Source organism: Pseudomonas nitroreducens TX1 (genome assembly GCF_000313755.1).
GTDB lineage: Bacteria > Pseudomonadota > Gammaproteobacteria > Pseudomonadales > Pseudomonadaceae > Pseudomonas > Pseudomonas nitroreducens_A.
The window spans coordinates 223,276-242,889 of record NZ_AMZB01000136.1; the positions used below are offsets into that span (position 1 = coordinate 223,276).

Annotated in this window: 17 protein-coding genes; 5 read left to right on the plus strand and 12 right to left on the minus strand. The window is 67.4% G+C overall.

Features of this window, described 5'->3' with window-relative positions; genetic code table 11:
* Positions 1–43 precede the first annotated feature (43 nt).
* From C167_RS0128715 to C167_RS0128765, 11 genes are all read right to left on the minus strand, one after another.
* A complete protein-coding gene (locus C167_RS0128715) occupies positions 44–1,021 on the minus strand; it encodes an NADH:ubiquinone reductase (RefSeq protein WP_017521781.1) in 978 nt (325 codons plus the stop codon).
* Between the two features lie 18 nt (positions 1,022–1,039).
* Positions 1,040–1,957 (minus strand): SDR family NAD(P)-dependent oxidoreductase, encoded by a 918-nt coding sequence (locus C167_RS0128720; RefSeq protein ID WP_017521782.1) that lies wholly within the window; start codon positions 1,955–1,957, stop codon positions 1,040–1,042.
* Between the two features lie 49 nt (positions 1,958–2,006).
* The gene (locus tag C167_RS0128725; RefSeq protein ID WP_017521783.1) at positions 2,007–3,152 is read right to left on the minus strand and encodes an acyl-CoA dehydrogenase family protein; all 1,146 of its coding nucleotides are present in this window, start codon (positions 3,150–3,152) and stop codon (positions 2,007–2,009) included.
* Between the two features lie 16 nt (positions 3,153–3,168).
* Positions 3,169–3,924, minus strand: a complete 756-nt coding sequence (locus tag C167_RS0128730; protein WP_100227324.1) for an enoyl-CoA hydratase/isomerase family protein — start codon at positions 3,922–3,924, stop codon at positions 3,169–3,171.
* Between the two features lie 8 nt (positions 3,925–3,932).
* On the minus strand, positions 3,933–4,991 hold the full coding sequence (locus C167_RS0128735) for an acyl-CoA dehydrogenase family protein (protein WP_017521785.1): 1,059 nt from the start codon (positions 4,989–4,991) through the stop codon (positions 3,933–3,935).
* A 4-nt stretch (positions 4,992–4,995) separates the two neighbouring features.
* The gene (locus tag C167_RS0128740) at positions 4,996–5,400 is read right to left on the minus strand and encodes a PaaI family thioesterase (RefSeq protein WP_026079343.1); all 405 of its coding nucleotides are present in this window, start codon (positions 5,398–5,400) and stop codon (positions 4,996–4,998) included.
* Between the two features lie 38 nt (positions 5,401–5,438).
* The gene (locus C167_RS0128745; RefSeq protein ID WP_017521787.1) at positions 5,439–6,800 is read right to left on the minus strand and encodes an MFS transporter; all 1,362 of its coding nucleotides are present in this window, start codon (positions 6,798–6,800) and stop codon (positions 5,439–5,441) included.
* 39 nt (positions 6,801–6,839) lie between these two features.
* Positions 6,840–7,721, minus strand: a complete 882-nt coding sequence (locus tag C167_RS0128750; protein ID WP_017521788.1) for a MaoC/PaaZ C-terminal domain-containing protein — start codon at positions 7,719–7,721, stop codon at positions 6,840–6,842.
* Positions 7,705–9,840 carry an acetate--CoA ligase family protein gene (locus tag C167_RS0128755; protein ID WP_017521789.1) on the minus strand — a complete coding sequence of 712 codons (2,136 nt, stop codon included), beginning with the start codon at positions 9,838–9,840 and terminating at the stop codon, positions 7,705–7,707. Before C167_RS0128755 ends, C167_RS0128750 begins: the two co-directional genes overlap by 17 nt.
* Before the next feature lie 112 nt (positions 9,841–9,952).
* Positions 9,953–11,104: a thiolase gene (locus tag C167_RS0128760; protein WP_017521790.1), complete on the minus strand. Its 1,152-nt coding sequence runs from the start codon at positions 11,102–11,104 to the stop codon at positions 9,953–9,955.
* Positions 11,101–11,487: a Zn-ribbon domain-containing OB-fold protein gene (locus tag C167_RS0128765; protein WP_017521791.1), complete on the minus strand. Its 387-nt coding sequence runs from the start codon at positions 11,485–11,487 to the stop codon at positions 11,101–11,103. The genes C167_RS0128760 and C167_RS0128765 overlap by 4 nt, the downstream gene beginning before the upstream one ends.
* Positions 11,488–11,628: 141 nt before the next feature.
* Here C167_RS0128765 and C167_RS0128770 point away from each other — a divergent pair, with 141 nt between their 5' ends.
* Together C167_RS0128770 and C167_RS0128775 are read left to right on the plus strand one after the other, a co-directional pair.
* Entirely contained in the window at positions 11,629–12,438 is an 810-nt protein-coding gene (locus C167_RS0128770; RefSeq protein WP_017521792.1) for an IclR family transcriptional regulator, read from the plus strand.
* 372 nt (positions 12,439–12,810) lie between these two features.
* Positions 12,811–13,833 (plus strand): branched-chain amino acid aminotransferase, encoded by a 1,023-nt coding sequence (locus C167_RS0128775; RefSeq protein ID WP_017521793.1) that lies wholly within the window; start codon positions 12,811–12,813, stop codon positions 13,831–13,833.
* Positions 13,834–14,053: 220 nt separating this feature from the next.
* Here C167_RS0128775 and C167_RS0128780 read toward each other — a convergent pair whose 3' ends face one another.
* A complete protein-coding gene (locus C167_RS0128780) occupies positions 14,054–16,444 on the minus strand; it encodes a hybrid sensor histidine kinase/response regulator (RefSeq protein ID WP_017521794.1) in 2,391 nt (796 codons plus the stop codon).
* Between the two features lie 209 nt (positions 16,445–16,653).
* On the opposite strand from C167_RS0128780, the gene C167_RS0128785 reads away from it, so the two are divergent.
* From C167_RS0128785 to hemL, 3 genes are read left to right on the plus strand one after another with little or no spacing between them, the layout of a single operon-like run.
* On the plus strand, positions 16,654–17,451 hold the full coding sequence (locus C167_RS0128785; protein WP_026079345.1) for a hydroxymethylpyrimidine/phosphomethylpyrimidine kinase: 798 nt from the start codon (positions 16,654–16,656) through the stop codon (positions 17,449–17,451).
* A gap of 45 nt (positions 17,452–17,496) precedes the next feature.
* Positions 17,497–18,126, plus strand: a complete 630-nt coding sequence (thiE, locus tag C167_RS0128790; RefSeq protein ID WP_017521796.1) for a thiamine phosphate synthase — start codon at positions 17,497–17,499, stop codon at positions 18,124–18,126.
* A 41-nt stretch (positions 18,127–18,167) separates the two neighbouring features.
* Positions 18,168–19,454 (plus strand): glutamate-1-semialdehyde 2,1-aminomutase, encoded by a 1,287-nt coding sequence (gene hemL / locus C167_RS0128795; protein ID WP_017521797.1) that lies wholly within the window; start codon positions 18,168–18,170, stop codon positions 19,452–19,454.
* The last annotated feature ends 160 nt before the right edge of the window (positions 19,455–19,614 follow it).

Here is a 19,614-nt window from a genome sequence, read left to right on the forward strand (position 1 = left end):
GCGTTCAGAAAAAGCGCTTGCTCCCACGCCGCCAAATTGAAAATCACTGGATGAGCAGACCCTCCAGTCGCTGGCGGATCAGCCCGCGCGCCTGCTCGACGATGCCGCGCAGCAGTTCCTCGCAGCTGGGCTCGTCATCGATCAGACCCTGGACCATGCCCGCCGACCAGATCCCCAGGTCGGTGTCGCCCTGCTCGTAGACCGTGCGCCCGCGCAGGCCGCTGACCAGTGTGGCGATGTCGGCGTAGGTAGCATTGCCGCGTGCCTCGATGGCCAGTACCTCCTGGCTGATGACGTTGCGGGCGACCCGGGCGCTGTTGCGCAGCGAACGCATGATCACGTCGGTGGAGCGCTCGTCGGCGGCACGGATCGCCGCCTTGACCTGCGGGTGGATCGGGCATTCGCGGGTGCTGAGGAAGCGCGTGCCCATGTTGATCGCGTCGGCCCCCAGCGCCAGCGCCGCCACCAGTCCCCGACCGTCGGCGAAACCGCCGGAGGCGATGATCGGCACGCTCAGCCGGTTGGCCGCCGCCGGCAGCAGGACCAGGCCGGGAATGTCGTCCTCCCCCGGATGGCCGGCGCATTCGAAGCCGTCGATGGACACCGCATCCACCCCCAGTTGCTCGGCCTTGAGCGCATGGCGCACGGCGGTGCATTTGTGGATCACCTTGATGCCGTGCTGGCGGAACTCGGCGATGTGCTCGCCGGGGTTGTTGCCGGCAGTCTCCACCACGCGGATGCCGCCCTCGATGATCGCCGCGCGGTACTCGGCGTAGGGGATCGGCTTCTGCGTCGGCAGCAGCGTGAGGTTCACGCCGAAGGGCTGGTCGGTGAGTTCGCGGCAGCGCGCGATCTCGTCGGCCAGCGCCTGCGGAGTCGGCTGGGTCAGCGCCGACAGAGTGGCCAGGCCGCCGGCATTGGCGACCGCCGCCGCCATCTCGGCGCGCCCCACCCACTGCATGCCGCCCTGCATGATCGGGTGCCGCACGCCGAAGGTTTCGGTGAATCGGGTCTTGAACATGCGCCTGCCTCCGAAAGGTCAGATCGGGTCCCAGGAGAACACGTCCGGGCTGCGCGCCAAGTCCATGAAGCTGCCGCGCAACGCCGGCATGCCGTGCTCGGCGATACTCTGCGGCGTCCAGCCGTGGTCGCTGTGCACGCTGCGCAGCGGGCGGCTCTGGCTCATCAGGAAGATCTCGTGGTTGCGCGCGGCGAACACCTGGCCGTTGACCGCACTGGCGGCGTCGGAAGCGAGGTACACGGCCAGCGGCGCGTTCTTGTCGGGCGTCATGCGCTGCAGGTTTTCCACCCGCGCCTTCTGTTCCGGCGTCTCGGCCGGGATGGAGTCGGTCATGCGGCTCCAGGCGAAGGGCGCGATGCAGTTGGAGCGCACGTTGTAGCGCTGCATGTCGAGGGCGATGGACTTGCTCAGCGCGACGATGCCCAGCTTGGCCGCCGAGTAGTTGGCCTGGCCGAAGTTGCCGATCAGCCCCGAGGTGCTGGTCATGTGCACGAAGGCGCCGCTGTTCTGCGCGCGGAAGTGCTCGGCGGCGGCGCGGCTGACGAAGAAGCTGCCGTTCAGGTGCACGTTGATCACCGACAGCCAGTCCTCGGCGCTCATCTTGTGGAAGATGGTGTCGCGAAGGATGCCGGCATTGTTCACCACGATGTCGACGCGGCCGAAGGCGTCGATGGCGCTGGAGACGATGCGCCGGGCGCTGTGCCAGTCCGACACACTGTCGGTGTTGATCGCGCCGTCGCCACCGCGCTGGCGGATCAGCCCGAGGGTTTCCTCGGCCGGGGACGCCGAGCCGCCCTCGCCCTGCAGGGACACGCCGATATCGTTGATCAGCACCCGCGCGCCGCTGTCGGCCAGGGCCAGGGCGATCTCGCGGCCGATGCCGCCACCGGCGCCGGTGACTATCGCTACCTTGCCTTCGTTGAGTCGTTGGGTCATTGCTAATTCCTTACGGTTCGTTCAATCAGAAAGTTGGTTACGCGCACGATCAGCTCGGCAGGCCGAGCACGGCCTTGGCCAGGATGTTGCGCTGGATCTCGTTGGTGCCGCCGTAGATGGTGGTCGGCCGCGACTGGATGAAGATGCCCGCCGGGTGCAGCTCGGGATCGTCGCTGAAGGGGTTGAGCAGCGCCGAATCGAGGCCGGCGATCTCCAGCCCCAGCTCGCTGATGCGCTGGTACAGCTCGGACTGGTGGATCTTCAGCAGGGAAACGTCCGGGCCCAGTTCCTCGCCGCGCCGCAGGCGTTCGGCGAAGCGCTCGTAGAGCGCCTTGTGGCAGTCCAGGTCCATGCTCAGCGCGGCGAAGCGCTGGGAAAACACCGGGTCGTCCCACAGGCCCTGGTGACGCGCCAGGCGCACCAGGCGTTCGAGGGCGAAGGTGGCCTGCTTGGGCGAGCCGAGGAAGATGCGCTCGAAGCCAAGCAGCGCCTTGGCCATGCCCCAGCCGTGGTTGACCGCGCCGACGAGGTTCTCCTGGGGCACGCGCACGTCGTTGAAGAACACCTCGCAGAATTCGCCCTGCAGTTCGAGGTTGAGGATCGGCCGAACCTCGACGCCGGGGCTGTCCATCGGCACCAGCAGGAAGCTGATGCCCTGCTGCGCCTTGGCGCTGCGCTCGGTGCGCGCCAGCACGAAGATCCAGTTGGCCTCGGTGCCCATGGTGGTCCAGGTCTTCTGGCCGTTGATCACCCATTCGCCGTCACGCAGCACCGCCTCGGTGCGCAGGCTGGCCAGGTCGGAGCCGGCGTTGGGCTCGCTGTAGCCCTGGCACCAGATGTCTTCGCCACTCAAGATGCGCGGCAGGAAGCGCTCGCGCTGGGCGTCGGTGCCGTAGCGGATCAGCAGCGGGCCGAGCATGGTGATGCCGCTGTCGGGCAGGCGCGCGCAACCGTAGTTTTCCATCTCTTCGATCATGATCAGTTGCTTGCCGGCAGACAGGCCCATGCCGCCGTGCTGCACTGGCCAGCCAGGGCACAACCAACCTTGTTTGGACAGCGCCTGGTACCACTCCCAGGTGTCGTCGCGGCCCAGGCGGTGGGCCGGGTTGCGGATGCGCTGCGGGTAGTTGGCGGCGACCCAGTCGCGCACCAGCCGGCGGAATTCGTCATCGCCCAGGGCGTTGTAATCGGTCATGTCACGGCTCTCTTGATTACTGGCCCCGGAAATTCGGGGAACGTTTTTCGAGGAACGCCGCCTTGCCTTCGGCATGGTCGGCGCTGAGGAACAGTTGGCTCTGGAAGTCGCCCTCGCGTTCGAGCAGCAGTTCCAGGCCGTCGGCCAGCAATGCCTTGGTCAGCGCCAGCGGCAGCGGTGCCTGCTGCTCGACCTTCGCGGCCAGCGCAAGGGCTGCATCCAGCGCGGCACCTGGCGCACAGAGCTGGTCCACCAGGCCAATGCGCAGCGCTTCCTCCGCTTCGATCACCTGGCCGAACATCAGCACCTGCCGGGCGCGACCGATGCCGATACGCGCGGGCAGGGTGTGCAGTTGGCCAAGATCAGCGATCAGCCCGACCTTGCCGAAGCCGGCGGCGAAGCGCGCCGTGCCGCCACATACCAGGCTGTCGCAGGCCAGCGCCACGGACAGCCCGGCCCCCACCGCCCAGCCTTCGATGGCGGCGACGATCGGCTTGCCCATGCGCAGCATCTGGCGGATCAGGTCGGCGTTCTTCTGCATGCGCACGCGGCCGGCGCTGAGGTCGGTGACGTGCATGTCGCTCAGGTCGCCGCCGGCGCTGAAGACTTCCGCCGAGCCGGTGAGCACCACGCTGCGCACGGCAGCATCAGCGTCCGCTTCACGCAGCGCTTCGAGCAACTGGGCACGCAGCGCGGGGGACAATGCATTGCGCCGCGCCGGATTGTTGAAGCGCAGCAGGCGCACCGAGCCATGGGTTTCCTGCAGCAGCATCTCGCTCATCACGCCACCTCCGCATGCAGCAGGGCGATGTAGCGCGCCCGGTGGAAGGCCAGCGAGCCCTGGCTGTTGAGCAGCACCATGGCGCGGCGCAGGAACAGGCCGATGTCGGCCTCGTCGGTGTAGCCGATGCCGCCGTGCAGCTGGATCGCCTGGCGGGTGACCAGCATGGCCGCTTCGGCGGCACGCACCTTGGCGGTGGATACCAGGCGCTGTACCAGGGCAGTCGGCGCACCGTCATCCAGCGCGGTGGCCGCTTCGCCGACGATGGCGCGGGCCAGTTCGATCTGCAGCTTCAGGTCGACCATCCGGTGCTGCAGCGACTGGAAGCTGCCGATCTCGCGGCCGAACTGGCGGCGCACGCCGAGGTAGTCGCGGGTCAGTTCGAAGGCCGCATCCATCAGCCCCACCAGGTAGGCGGCGCAGGCCAGTGCCGACTCATCGAGCGCTGCGGGCGCGGCTTCGACGAGTTGCGCCGGCGTGCCATCGAAGCGCAGGCGCGCCAGGTGGCCGCCGTCCTGGGTCGGCTCCTGGTGAACGCTGAGCCCTTCGGCGTTGCGTTGCACCAGTGCTAGGCCGGCGTTGCAGGCCACCAGCCACGCATCAGCGGCAGCACCCAGAGCAACGTGGGCGATCTCACCGCGCAGTTGGCCGTCGCGCAGTACCGGCAATGCAGCGCCCGCCTCGTAGCCGATTCCCGCGGGCAGGATCAGCCGCTCGCCAGCCAGCAGTGCATCGCGCTCGTCAGCCGGCAGTAATGGCGCCACCAGGCTCGCCTCGATCAGCGGCTCGGGCAGCAGGCCGCGCCCGAGCTCTTCCAGCAGCGCCGTGTACTCGGCCATGCCCAGGCCGCTGCCGCCCAGCTCTTCAGCGAGGCGCAGGCCCGGCCAGCCCATGGCGCAGACTTCGCCCCAGGCGTCGCGGTCCACGCCCGCCGACTGGAAGCGCAGGCGGCGCACCCGCCCCAGGTCGCCGCCGCGCGGGACCAGGGAGGCGGCGCTGTCACGGATCAGCCGCAGGCGCTCTTCGCGTTCCTCGGCCATCGCGGTGTGGTCGGTCATTTCATCATTCCCGTGTCGGTTGAACAGCTCCGGCCGCCGCGGGCCGGTATTTGAAACTGCCAGTGGCGCTGGCGATCAGCTCGCCGGCCTCGTCATAGATATCCGCCGCGCAGAAGCACAGCGTGCGGGTGCGCTTGAGCACCCGGCCGACCGCGTTGATCTCGCCGCGCGTGCTGCCCATGAAGTGCGTGGCCATGTCGATGGTGACCATCGAGCAGCCCGGCATCTGCGCACGGATGGCACCGGCCATGGCGGCGTCGAGCACGCTCATCAGCACGCCGCCATGGAAGCTGTCGATGTAGTTCATCAGCTCCGGTCGATGGCGCAGGCGCACCCGCACGACGTCGCCGTCGATCCAGCGTTCCAGGCCGAGGAACTCCTGGAAGGTGAAGCGGCCGCGGGGGAACATGTCCGGGCCGAGCGGAGTCGCCGCACTGTTCAGGTCGGTCATCGCAGGCTTTCCTCCGTGACGGGTTGGCCCAGCGGGCGGGCAGTGCTGTGCGCCGGTGCACGCTCGGGGGCGCCGGCCTGCACCGAGCGCGCTTCGCGGTTCGGGTCATACAGGCGGTTGGGGATCAGCAGCGCGGGGATCAGGCCGGTGATGACGTAGGTAATGCCCATCACCAGGAAGCCCGCGCCGATGGACACGTGGGAGGCCAGCAGGCCGATGGCCGCCGGGGCCACCGCCGCGCCGATGCGGCCGAGGTTGTAGGAAGTGCCCACGGCGGCGCCGCGTACCTGGGTGGAGAAGCTCTCGGTCATGTAGGTGGCCAGCACGCCTACCGGCACGCCGTAGATGAAGCCGAACAGCGCGAGGATCCAGACGATGTTGTCCGGCGTGTGCCAGAACACGATCACCGGCATGAAGATGGCGGTGCCGATGGCGCCGGCGGCGAAGGTGGCGCGGCGGCCGAAGCGGTCCGAGGCGATCCCGGCGAGCACCTTGCCGAGGATCATCGCGGTGTAGGTGCCGACCATGTAGCCGGTCATGGACTTGAAGTTCATGCCCAGTTCGCTTTCCAGGTACGAGGGCATCCAGTTGTTGGTGCCGTAGTAGCCGAACAGCAGGAAGCACGAGGTGAGGCTCCAGAGCACGAACATGCGTCGGGTGGACGGGTCGACCAGCAACTGGCGCATGCCGCCGCTGTTGGCGGCCGGGCGGGCAGCGCCGGCGGCGCGCTGTTGCGCCCGTTGCGCACGAGCGGCCAGCCACGACGGCGACTCCGGCACCCAGGGCCGCAGCGCCAGACAGATCAGTGCCGCACCGATGGCGGTGAAGAACAGCGCACGCCAGCCGTAATCCGGGATGATCTGTCCGGCGAGCACCGTCGCCACCAGGTAGCCCACGGTCCAGCCGGCCTGCATGGTCGCCAGGATGGTGGTGCGGTACCTGGCGGTGACGAACTCGGACATCAGGATGTTGCAGGCGACGAACAGCGAGCCCAGGCCCAGCGAGGAGACGAAGCGGATCAGCGCGAAGGCCCAGTAGTTGTGCGCCAGGCCCAGCAGCGCGGTGCCGACGGAGAACACCAGGATGGTCCAGGTCACCACGCGCACCCGGCCGAAGCGGTCGCACGCCCAGCCGCCATAGATGCCGCCGATGGCCATGCCGGCCAGGGTGATGCTGCCCAGCGAGCCGGCCTCGAAGTTGGACAGGCCGAATTCGGCCTTGAGGCTGTTCAGGCTGTAGGCGAGGAACATCAGGTCCGCGCCGTCGGCGAGCAGACCCAGGAAGCAGAAGAAGAAGGCGATCACCAGGGTCCGCCGCGGTAGCGCGGTGCCCTGGGCCAAGCTGTCGGGTGCGTTCATTGTTGTTGTTCTCGCAGGTTGGTTGAGGTCGTCGTCGCGCTAGGCCCGCCCGGCTGGTTCTCCACTGTCCGGGGTCAGGCACACGCGGCCGTTGTCCAGCACCACCACGTCGCGCTCGAGGACGCGGGTGCGGAAGGAGCCGTCATTCCAGATTTCCGTACGCAGGGTTTCGCCGGGGAACACCGGTGCCGAGAAGCGCACCTGCAGGTGGGCGAAGCGTTCCGCGCGGTAGTCGGCGAAGCCGCGTAGCAACGCGTGGAAGGCCACGCCGAGCGTGCACAGGCCGTGCAGGATCGGCCGCGGGAAACCACCGCGGGCGGCCGCCGCGGGGCTCGCGTGGATCGGGTTGTCGTCGCCGTTCAGGCGGTAGAACAACGCCTGCTCCGGACGTGTCGGCAGATCGATGAGCAGGTCCGGCGCCTGTTCGGGCAGACGGTGCGGCTGGCTCAGCGACTGGCTGTCGCCGCCGAAGCCGCCGTCGCCGCGCAGGAAGGTGGTGCCACGGGCGATCGCCAGCACCTCGCCGCTCTGCGCATCGCTGACGACCTTCTCGCTGTAGAGCAGCGCGCCCTTGCCGGCGCCCTTGTCCACCAGCCCCGTGACACGGGTGCGGCCAATCACTTCCCCCTCCACCGGCAGCGGCTTGCGCCACTCGATGCTCTGCTCACCGTGAACCAGGCGCAGGGCATCGACGCCGGTGTCCGGGTTGCCCAGCCAGAAGCCGGGATGACCGAGCACCACGGCCATGCAGGGCAGCGCCTGGAGGTCGCGGTTGGCGTCGACGAAGGTCAGCTGGTGTTCGTCCATCGGGTCAGCCCCCAGCCCCACCGACAGTGCATAGAAAGCACTGTCATGGCGGCTGAAGCGCTGCCGCACTTCGGGAATCGGGTAGTTCAGCAGGTGCTCAGGATTCAGCGCCATGGGCCACCTCCTCCACTTCCAGCACCGCGTCGGCGGCCCAGGCGCCCTGCCCCTCGGGCATGGCGAAGACCGGGTTGAGGTCCACCGAACGCAGGCGCGGCCCCGCCTCGGCGGCGAACTGCGAGAGCTGCGCGAGCACCCGCGACAGCGCCTTGATGTCGGTTACCGGACGACCCCGGGCACCCAGCAGCAGCGGCGCGCCCTTGATGCTGCGGATCATCTGCTCAGCCTCGTCGACGCCGAACGGGCAGCGGCGGAACACCACGTCCTTGAGGACTTCGACGAAGATCCCGCCAAGGCCGAACACGGCCACCGGACCGAACTGCGGGTCACGCTGGATGCCCATGAAGCACTCCACGCCGCCCTGCAGCTGACGGGCCACCAGCACGCCGTCGAGGCGAGCGTTCGGCGCGTGTTCGGCGGCGCGTTGCAGCAACAGCTCATAGCCCTCGCGCACCGCCTGGGCACTGTTCACATTGAGCAGCACGCCGCCGATTTCCGATTTGTGCAGGATGTCCGCCGAGGCGATCTTCAGCACCACCGGGAAACCGATCTGCTCGGCGAAAGCTGCAGCTTCCACGGCACTCTTCAGTACCCGCTCGGGAGCCGATTCGATGCCGGCGCGGGCCAGCAGTTGCTTGGCTTCGGCCTCACCGGGCGTGCTGGCCGGCAGCTCGACGCCGCCAGGTCCGGGAATCCTGCGCAGCGGTCGGGCAAAGGCCTCGCCCAACTGGCCCATGGCCTGGATGGCACGTACCGCACGGGTCGGGTCTTCGAACAGGGCGAAGCCGGCTTTCTGGTAGGGCGCCAATTCCTCGCCCTCGCCCATCACCGAGACCACGAACAGGCGATCCGGATGGTCAGCCTTGATCCGCGCGAACTGCTCGGCCAGGCGCGGGCCGATGGAGGCGGCGGTTCCGGCCTGGGTGAAGAAGGCGATCAGCGAACGGTAGCCGCCGTCCACCACCATGGACTCGGTGAAGTCGTGCACCAGGCTCAGGTCGTTGAGCGCCTGGGCAGTGCAGTCCACCGGGTTGAGCGGCGAGGCATAGTGCAGGCGCTGTTTCAGGCGCGCCTGGGCCTCTTCCGGCATCGGCGGCATGGGCAGGCCGACGTCCTCGGCGGCATCGCTGACGATGATGCCGGCGCCACCGCTGACGGTGATCATCCCCAGGCTGTTGTTCACCGGGTAGATGCGCTGGGTGGCGAGGTAGGCGATGTCCACCAGTTCCTCGGTGGTGCGCGCGCGGACCACCGCGTAGTCGGCCAGCACCGCATCGAGCACCTTGTCGTCGCCCGCCAGGGAGGCGGTGTGGGACATCGCCGCGCGGCCGCCCAGTTCACTGCGCCCGACCTTGTGCAGGATCACCGGTTTGCCGGCGCGATGCGCCGCTTCCAGGGCGGCGAGGAAGCTGTCGACGTTGCGGATGGATTCGGCATAGGCCATGACCACGTCGATCTCCGGCGACTCCACCAGCCAGCCGATGGCGTCGCCCAGGGTGACATCGGCTTCGTTGCCGGTGGCGACGCAGATCGGCGTGCCCAGCCCGCGCTGCCGCGACAGGCCCAGCAGGTGCGCGCCGTAGGCACCGGACTGGGTGGCGATGCCGACGCGCCCGGCCAGCGGAATGCCGCGCTCCAGGCTGGTGGAGAAGAAGGCGTAGTAGCCCAGGTTGGCGTTGAACACGCCCAGCGCGTTCGGCCCCAGCAGGCGCATGTTCGCCGCGCGGGCAGCCTCGACGATGGCATCCTGCATGACCACGCCTTCCTCGCCGACTTCGCTGAAGCCGGAAGAGAACACGATGGCGCTGCGCGCGCCCTTTCGGCCCAGCGCCTGGACGGTCTCCAGCACCTGCGGCGCGGGCACCGCGATGATCGCCACGTCCGGCGCTTCGGGCAGCGCATCGACGCTGGCGTAGGCCGGCAGGCCCTGGATCTCGGTGCGGTTGGGGTTCACCGGCAGGATGCGCCCTGTGTAGCCGTTGCGCAGCATGTAGGCGATGGGGCGGCCGCCGATGCGGTGCGGGTCGCTGGAGGCGCCGACCACTGCGACCGAGCGCGGCTGCACCAGGGGGGTGAGACTGGAAAAACCGGTGTGTTGCAAGTGACTCACGGACATGACGTTCCACCTGAACAAGTAGCGGGTGCCGGCCGTTTGTGGGCCGGCGCGAGGGCGAACGCGTCCACGGCGGGCCATCTGCAACGGCCACCGGGAGCGTCGAACCCGAATCTCAGAGCACGTTCTGGGTGCCGAGCAGCGCGGTGACCTGGCTGGACAGGGTGCCGCCGTTGCCGTGCAGCAGTGCTATATCGGCCTTCTTCAACTGGCGCTCACCGGCCTGTCGGCGCAATTGGGTGACCGCCTCGATGATCAGGAACATGCCGTACATCCCCGGATGCACACAGGACAGCCCGCCGCCGTTGGTGTTCACCGCCAGCTCGCCACCGGGAGCGATACGCCCGCCCTGGACGAAACGACCGCCCTCGCCCTTCGGGCAGAAGCCGAGGTCTTCGAGGAACAGGATCGTATTGATGGTGAAGGCGTCGTAGACCATCACCAGGTCGATGTCCGCGTGCTGCACGCCGGCCATCTGCATGGCGCGCGGGCCGCTTTCGGAGGCAGCGGTGACGGTCAGCTCGGGCATGGCGACGATGGAGCGGTGCCACTGCGCACCGGCCGCGCCGAGGAAGTAGATCGGTGCCTTGGGCAAGTCCCGCGCGCGGTCGGCGCGCACCATCACGCAGGCGCCACCGCCATCGGTGACCAGGCAGCAGTCGGCCTTGCTCAGCGGGTCGCTGACCATCCGCGCGGCGAGCACTTCGTCGATGCTCAGCGGGCCACGGGCAAAGGCCTCGGGGTTCAGGTTGGCCCAACCGCGCGCCGCCACGGCCACTTCGGCCAGATGCTCGCGGGTAGTGCCGTATTGATACATGTGGCGGCTGGCGGCCAAGGCATAAGCGGTAATCGGGTGCCGCGGCTGGTACGGCGTCTCGTGCCACTGCGGCTCGCTCATCGACACCAGCTTGCCGCCGGCAGTGCGCTGGTTGGAGCCGTAGCAGATCAGCGCCGCGTCACACAGGCCGGCCTCCAGGGCGAGGGTCGCCTGCAGCAGGTGCAATTCGAAGCTGGAGCCGCCGACATTGGTGCCGTCGACGAATTTCGGCTTGATGCCCAGGTATTCGCAGACCGAGAGGGTCGGGAAGGCGTGGGAGCTGGTGGCCGAGAATACCGCGTCGATGTCCGAGAGCTTCAGTCCGGCATCGGCGATGGCCTTCATCGAGGCCTGGCCGAGCAGTTCCATGGCGCTGTAGCCGTGGGCTTCGCCGATACCGGCGCTGCCGATGCCGACGATGGCGGTCTTGCCGCGCAGGACCTGGCTCATGGCTGCACCTCCGCCAGGGGCTCGAAGACGACGGCGGGACCGCTGTCCTGCTGGACGATGCGCGCCTTGACACGGGTGCCGATGGGCAGGCTGAGACGGCCTTCGACGCGGGACATCATGCGCACCCCCTCATCGAGGTCGACCAGGGCGACGTTGTAGTCACCGCTGCGGGCGCGGTTGACTGTCAGGGCATAGAGGGTGCCCAGGCCACTGGCGGGAACCCATTCCAGGTCCGTTTCGCCGCTGCCGGGCACCTGGGTGCGCGGGTAGAACACGTGCCGGCCGGTGGAGGCGCTGCGCTGCAACATGAAGCGCCCCTGGGCGAGGAAGGCGAGGTACTGCGCCTCGGGCCCTGGCATGTTGCGGTCGGGGAAATCCACCATCGAGGTTTCTCCTTTGTTCTTGTTCTGCCTTTGTTGCAAAGTGCGTTACCGCCCATGCCAAGCCAGCTTCACGGAAGCCGTTGCAGGCGTCGCAGGGTCAGAATACATTCACAATACTGAATGTCAATCAGAATACAGAATATGACCACTGAAAAAACCGTCGAAGAAGCCAGCAGCAAACGCACCGGCGGCGCAAAGGATGTCGGCGCCGTGGTGAATGCCATCCAGATCCTCCGCCACCTGGCCAATGCCGAAGGCCCCGAGGGCGCGACCGCCATCGCCCGCGCCACCGGCATCAGCCCGAGCACCACATTCAATATCCTGCGCACGCTGAGCAACGAGCAGCTGACCTCGTTCGACAACGAGACCAAGACCTATCGCCTGGGCCTGGGCCTGTCGGAGCTGGCTGTGAGCTTCATCGGCCGCAGCTACGCCGACCTGATCCAGCCGGAACTGGAGCGCCTCAGCACCAACCACAGCATCCTGATCACCCTGTGGCAGGTCACCGACGATGCGCACATCCGCGTGATCGCCGTTTCCGCCCCAACCGTGGCGCACGTCAATGTTGCCGTGGGCTCGCGCCTGCCGGAACTGGTGGGGGCCGCCGGGCGCTGCGTCGCCGGGCTGCGCAACCTGCCCGAGGACGAACTGCGTCGCCGCCTGACCCGCGTACGCTGGGAGAATCCGCCGAGCTTCGAGGAGTACCGCAGCGACGCTGCGGCCACCCTGGAGCGCGGCTGGGCCATCGACCAGGACCACCTGTATCGCGGCGTCAGCATGGTCGCCAGCGCGATCATCGATCACGATCGCCAGCCACGCTTCATCATTTCCGGCATCGGCATCAGCGCCCAGCACGACCGTGAAAAGCTGGAGCAGATCGGCGCCGGCCTGCACGAGACGGCGCGCTTCATCAGCCGCTCGCTGTTCCCACAGATTGGCACTGCGGAATAAGCCACCAACTATTCTTCATATGAAATGGCATTCTTCCGAATGGATGCTTTCACCGAAACCAGCGGAACTGGCGCGGAACCGCACAACGCCCTCCGCACGCCGGCGCCCGTGTCGCAGCATTCCCGATGCGACTGATGGCAGCGATATTCGCCGCCAGGGGCCCACAGCCGCAGCTATCGCCGGTATCATGGCAAGTCTTGATGGAGTCCTGGCGGTGACCATCGCGCGGAGAACGCCGTTCCCGCCGCAAGCCCGAATCCCTGTGCGATCCGGGCAGCCCGCCGCCAGAGCCCGCCAAACCCTCTGCCCGGATGCTCGCCCGCCTTGCATGGCTTGCGGCCTCCGCAGGTAATCCCATTGAATGAGGCAACCATGGAACAGAAAGACATCGATTGGGGCACGCTCGGATTCGATTACATCAAGACCGACTTCCGCTACATCTCCCACTGGCGCGATGGTCTGTGGGACGACGGCAAGCTGACCGAAGACAACACCCTGCACATCAGCGAAGGCTCCTCCGCCCTGCACTACGGCCAGCAGTGCTTCGAAGGCCTTAAGGCGTACCGCTGCAAGGACGGCTCGATCAACCTGTTCCGTCCGGACCAGAACGCCGCGCGCATGGCCCGCAGCTGCGCCCGCGTGCTGATGCCGCAGGTGTCCGAACAGCAGTTCATCGACGCCTGCAAGCAGGTCGTGCGCGCCAACGAGCGCTTCATTCCTCCGTACGGCTCCGGCGGCGCGCTGTACCTGCGCCCGTTCGTGATCGGCGTGGGCGACAACATCGGCGTGCGCCCGGCTCCGGAGTTCATTTTCTCGGTGTTCTGCATCCCGGTCGGCGCCTACTTCAAGGGCGGCATGAAGCCCCATGACTTCGTGATCTCCACCTACGACCGCGCCGCCCCCAACGGCACCGGCGCCGCCAAGGTCGGCGGCAACTACGCCGCCAGCCTGATGCCGGGCGCCCAGGCCAAGAAAGATGGCTTCGCCGACTGCATCTATCTAGACCCGGCCACCCACAGCCGTATCGAGGAAGTGGGTTCGGCCAACTTCTTCGCCATCACCCACGACAACGAGTTCGTCACCCCGCGCTCCAGCTCGGTACTACCGGGCATCACCCGCCTGTCGCTGATGCAGCTGGCCGAACAGCGCCTGGGCCTGAAAGTGATCGAAGGCGACGTGCAGATCGATGACCTGGCGCGCTTCAAGGAAGCCGGCGCCTGCGGCACCGCCGCGGTGATTACCCCGATCGGCGGCATCCAGTACAAGGACAACCTGCACGTATTCTTCAGCCGTGAAGACGTCGGCCCGGTGACCCGACGCCTCTACGAAGAGCTGACCGGCATCCAGAAGGGTGACGTGGAAGGCCCGGAAGGCTGGGTCGTCAAGGTCGACTGAGACTGACTTCTCGCTGAAACGCAAAACGCCGCGATACCGAAAGGGATCGCGGCGTTTTTCATTCAGTTGTACGCAGAGTCATCGCTCCGCCGCACAGACCGTTCGCGAGCAAGCTCGCTCCTACCAGCCTGCGCCGGCACGCTCTTCGTAGGAGCGAGCTCGCTCGCGAACCGACCCGCACAAGGCTATCGCGGACGAAGTCCGCTCCGCAGGGCCAATCTCAAACCGAGCTCGGCAACGCCGGCTGGCAAAGCGTCCAGTCGTGCAACAGCGCCTGCAGCTCCTCGAACTTTACCGGCTTGGCCATGTAGTCGCTCATGCCGGCAGCCAGGCAGCGCTCGCGGTCGCCGCTATGACTATGGGCGGTGATCGCCAGCACCGGCAGGTCGGCGCAACGCGGCAGCGTGCGAATCGCCCGGCAAGTGGCGAAGCCGTCCATCACCGGCATCTGGCAATCCAGCAACACGGTGTCGACGGTCTCCCGACGCAGCAGTTCGATGGCCTCGGCGCCATTGTCGGCGGTGCGCACGCGATAACCGAGCTTGAGCAGCATGCCGCGGATCACCAGCTGGTTGATGGCGTTATCCTCGACCACCAGCACGGTGCACTGGTCGGGGCTGCGCAATACCTGGCCGCCTGCGCGACGCGGCGGCGGTGCGATGCCTTGCACCGGCTGGCCAACCTGCAATTCCAGGGTGAAGCGGCTGCCCTGCCCCGGCACGGATTCGTGGGCCAGCGTGCCGCCCAGCAGCGCGACCAGCTTGCGCGTCAGCGCCAGACCGATACCGAGGCCGCCGTACTCGCGGGTCAGCGAACCGTCGAGCTGGAAGAAGCGCTGATAGAGCGTGCCATCGGAGGGCGTGGAGAAGCCGATGCCGCTGTCCTGTACTTCGATGCGCAGCGCCAGCCCTTCATTGTTCGGCACACCGCCAACCCGCAGGCTCACGCCGCCCTGGTGGGTGAACTTGATGGCATTGTCGATCAGGTAGCCGAGCGCCTGGGTCAGCTTGCCGGCATCGCCTTCGAGGGTGTCGGGCAGGCTCTCGTCCAGTTGCAGGACGAAGCGCAGCCCGCGCTCCTCGGCACGTGGCGCGTACTGCGCACGCAGGCCATCGCACAGGCCGCGCAGGCTGAACGGCTCGCGGCGCGGGTAGAGCTTGCCGGCCTGCAGCTCGATCAGCGCGAGGATGTCATTGACCATGCGCATCATGTCGCGCGCCGAACCGGTGGCGGTCTTGTGGTACTGGGCCAGCTCGATGTCCATCGGCACCGTCTGCATCAGCTCCAGCGAGCCGATCACTCCGCTCATGGGCGTCCGCAGTTCGTGGGTGACGGTCGCGAGGAACTCGTCCTTCAGGCGGTTGCTGCTGGCCAGCTCCAGGTTCAACTGCTCCAGCTTGCGGCTGGTTTCCTGGAGGATGCGCGTACGCTCTTCCTTCATGGCGTTGATGCGGTCCGCCAGCGCCAGGGACAGCAGGCCGACCTCCAGCGCCGAACCGATCTGACTGGCGTACATGGTGAGGAAGATGTTGGGCAGCAGGCCCAGCACCATCAGCGTGTTGATCACTCCGCCGAGCAGGAAGGCGCTCCAGGCGAAGATGAAATAGCGCGCCACGCGCATCCCGCGCAGCCAGGCGACGATGCCGGCGGTGAAGATCACCACGGTGAAGGCCAGCGCCAGGTAGGTGGCCAGGCGAAGGGCGATGGCATAGCTGACGGTCAGCGCCAGCACCATCACCAGTGCGCCGATGCCCATCAGCACGCGCAGGATGCGGTCGATCCACAGGCTATGTTCGCGGGTGTGCAGGAAACTGCGGGCGAACTGGCAGCCGAACAGCCCCGCCGAGCCGATCAGGAAGGGCGTGGCGGCGTTGGCCCACCAGGGACTGTCGGGCCAGAAGTACTCGATGCCCGCGCCGTTGACCGAGACCTGGTAGAAGCCGAACGAGGCTATATAAAGGATGTAATAGAGGTAGCTGGTGTCGCGGACGCTGAGGAAGATGAACAGGTTGTAGATCAGCATCACCAGCAGCACGCCGTAGATGATACCCAGCACATAGATGCGCTGCGGCTGCTCCTCCAGGTAGGCCCTGGACGACCAGAGCGTCAGCGGCGCCTGGATCGAGCCCTGGCTTTCCAGGCGCAGGTAGACGCGCAGGGGCTTGCCCGGCTCCAGCCTGAGGTCGAACAGGTAGTTGTTCTGGCGGATCGGCCGGCTGTCGAATGGCAGGGTGTCGCCGGTGCGCTGGGCCAGCTTGAAACCGCCCTGGCCGTCGGGCAGGTAGAGGTCGAGCTTGTCCAGCGGCGGGTAGGCCAGCTCCAGCAGCCAATTGGCAGGATCGCTCGAGGCCTTGGGCTGGTAGTCCAGATCCAGCCGCAGCCAGAACACCGAGCGCGAATAGCCGGCGTTGAGCACATCGCGCTCGTGGCGGCGGAAGCTGGCGGCCAGCGCCGGCGAACTGATCTCGGCGATATCGGCCGTGCCGCGAACATCTTCGAAGACATCCATCGCCCGCCCCAGGGGCAGTTGCCCGACGTGTTCGTCGAAGCTGATGGCACTCGCCACTGGCGAGAGGATGAGTAGGATCAGGAAGATCAACCAGTGCCGCATGGTGCCCCGCCGTTGCCGCCGACAGCTGCGCCGGAGATCCCCATCTCCCGCTTTGGCGCGCCGTGGTGGCGTTGTGTTGGAATCGGCGAACTCTAGCACAGGCCTTGTGCCACGTGACATTCGACCATTCGGACAGGGCGTGGCCAGGCGATGCGCACCGGACCGCTCGGTCAGCTCAGCAGCCCATTTTGGTGATAAGCTCCCGCGCCATGAAAACACCTGCCTCCCGTCCCGTAGTGCTCTGCCTGTCCGGCCACGACCCCAGTGGCGGTGCCGGCCTGCAGGCCGATATCGAAGCCCTGATCGCCCAAGGCTGCCATGCGGCGCCGACCGTCACTGCGCTGACCGTTCAGGATACCGTCAACGTTTCCGACTTCCGCGTGCTTGACCGCGAGTGGGTGCTGGCCCAGGCCAACGCCGTGATCGCCGACCTGCCGGTGGCCGCGGTCAAGCTGGGCATGCTCGGTTCGGTGCAGATGGTCGACACCGTGGTCGAAATCATGCAGTCGCTGCCGGGCATCCCGCTGGTCTGCGACCCGGTGCTGCGCGCCGGCGGCGGCGGCTCGCTGGGCAAGGACGACGTCGGCTACGCCATGCGCGAACGCCTGCTGCCAATCGCCGCTGTGGCGACACCGAACCTGCCCGAAGCGCGCATCCTCGCCGAACTGCCCGAGGGCACCGCGGACGAGTGCGCCGACAAGCTGCTGCCGTATATCCAGACCTTGCTGATCACCGGTGGCCATGGCGACGAGTCCGAGGTGCACAATCGCCTGTACACCCGCGACGGCCAGCGCCACACCTTCACCTGCCAGCGTCTGCCCGGCAGCTACCATGGTTCGGGCTGCACACTGGCGAGTACCCTCGCCGGCCGCCTGGCCCTGGGGGAGGAACTGGTGAGCGCGGTACGCAGCGCCCTGGACTACACCTGGCGCACCCTGCGCGACGCGGAAGCACCCGGCCACGGCCAGTACGTGCCGCGCCGCCTGCCGCTGGACTATTGCTCTTAATATGTGCGGCGCCTGCCGCGGCGGGCACCTGAAATCGAGGTTGTGATGAAACTGCGCGGACTCTACGCCATCACCGACAGCCAGCTGCTCGACGGCGGCCGCCTGCTGCCCTACGTCGAAGCCGCCCTGAAGGGCGGCGCCAAACTGCTGCAGTACCGCGACAAGTCCGACGACGCCTCGCGCCGCCTGCGCGAAGCCGAGGCCCTGCGCGAACTCTGCGCGCGCTACGGCGCCACGCTGCTGATCAACGATGACGCCGAACTGGCCGCGCGCCTGGGCGTCAGCGTGCACCTGGGGCAGACCGACGGCTCGCTGGCCGCCGCCCGCGCCCTGCTTGGCCGCAACGCGGTCATCGGCGGCACCTGCCACGCCAGCCTGGAGATGGCCGAGAAAGCTATCGCCGAAGGCGCCAGCTACGTCGCCTTCGGCCGCTTCTTCGCCTCCCAGACCAAACCCGGCGCCTCCGCTGCCAGCGTCGAACTGCTGGAGCAGGCCAGGGCCCGCTTCAACGTGCCGCTGGTAGCCATCGGTGGTGTGACCCTGGATAACGCACCCGAGCTGATCGCCCGTGGCGCCGACATGATCGCCGTGATCCACGCCCTGTTCGCCGCCGACACCCCGGCGGAAGTCGAGCAGCGTGCCCGCGCCTTCAGCCAACTCTTCGAAACCCGCTGAGCGCCACGCGCCCAGCCCTTCACCGCTTCGCGAGGTACACCATGTCCCGTTCCGAAACGCTTTTCGCCAATGCCCAGAAACACATCCCCGGTGGCGTCAACTCGCCGGTGCGCGCGTTCAAGAGCGTCGGCGGCACCCCGCTGTTCTTCAAGCACGCGGAAGGCGCCTACGTGGTGGACGAGGATGACAAGCGCTACGTCGACTACGTCGGCTCCTGGGGCCCGATGATCCTCGGCCACAGCCACCCGGACGTCCTTGACGCCGTGCGCAAGCAACTCGACCACGGCCTGTCCTACGGCGCGCCGACTGCGCTGGAAGTGGAAATGGCCGACCTGGTCTGCTCCCTGGTCCCGTCCATGGACATGGTGCGCATGGTCAGCTCCGGTACCGAAGCCACCATGAGCGCCATCCGCCTGGCCCGTGGCTACACCGGCCGCGACAGCATCATCAAGTTCGAGGGTTGCTACCACGGCCACTCCGACAGCCTGCTGGTAAAAGCCGGCTCCGGCGCCCTGACCTTCGGCGTACCGAACTCCCCGGGCGTGCCGGCGGCCTTTGCCAAGCACACCCTGACCCTGCCCTACAACGACATCGCCGCGGTGGAAAAGACCCTGGCTGAAGTCGGCAAGGAAGTGGCGTGCATCATCGTCGAGCCGGTCGCCGGCAACATGAACTGCGTGCCGCCGACCGCCGGCTTCCTCGAAGGCCTGCGCAGCCTGTGCGACCAGTACGGCGTGGTGCTGATCTTCGACGAAGTCATGACCGGCTTCCGCGTGGCCCTGGGCGGTGCGCAGGCGCACTACGGCATCACCCCGGACCTGTCGACCTTCGGCAAGATCATTGGCGGTGGCATGCCGGTGGGCGCCTTCGGCGGCAAGCGCGAGATCATGGAGCACATCTCTCCGCTCGGCCCGGTCTACCAGGCCGGCACCCTGTCGGGCAACCCGCTGGCCATGGCCGCCGGCCTGACCACCCTGCGCCTGATCAGCCGCCCCGGCTTCCACGACGAGCTGACCCGCTACACCACCCGCATGCTGCAGGGCCTGCAGGACCGTGCCGACGCAGCCGGCGTGCCGTTCGTGACCACCCAGGCGGGCGCCGCGATGTTCGGCCTGTACTTCAGCGGCGCCGACGACATCATCACCTTCGAAGACGTCATGGGTAGCGACGTGGAGCGCTTCAAGCGCTTCTTCCACCTGATGCTGGACGCAGGCGTCTACCTCGCGCCGAGCGCCTTCGAGGCCGGCTTCACCTCCATCGCCCACGGCGAAACCGAGCTGAAGCTGACCCTGGACGCCGCCGAGCGCGCCTTCGCCGCCCTCAAGTGATGCTCCTTGCGAAGGCGCCCGAGCGGGCGCCTTCCGCCCTGCCGCGCCGCTCCGAGGACTTCACCCACGCTTTACTCCGCCCATAAGCTGTCGCCGTTTTCTGACAAAAAAACAGAAAAGAAGGTAAAGACTTTGTAAGGAAGCGCCTGCTTATTTCATA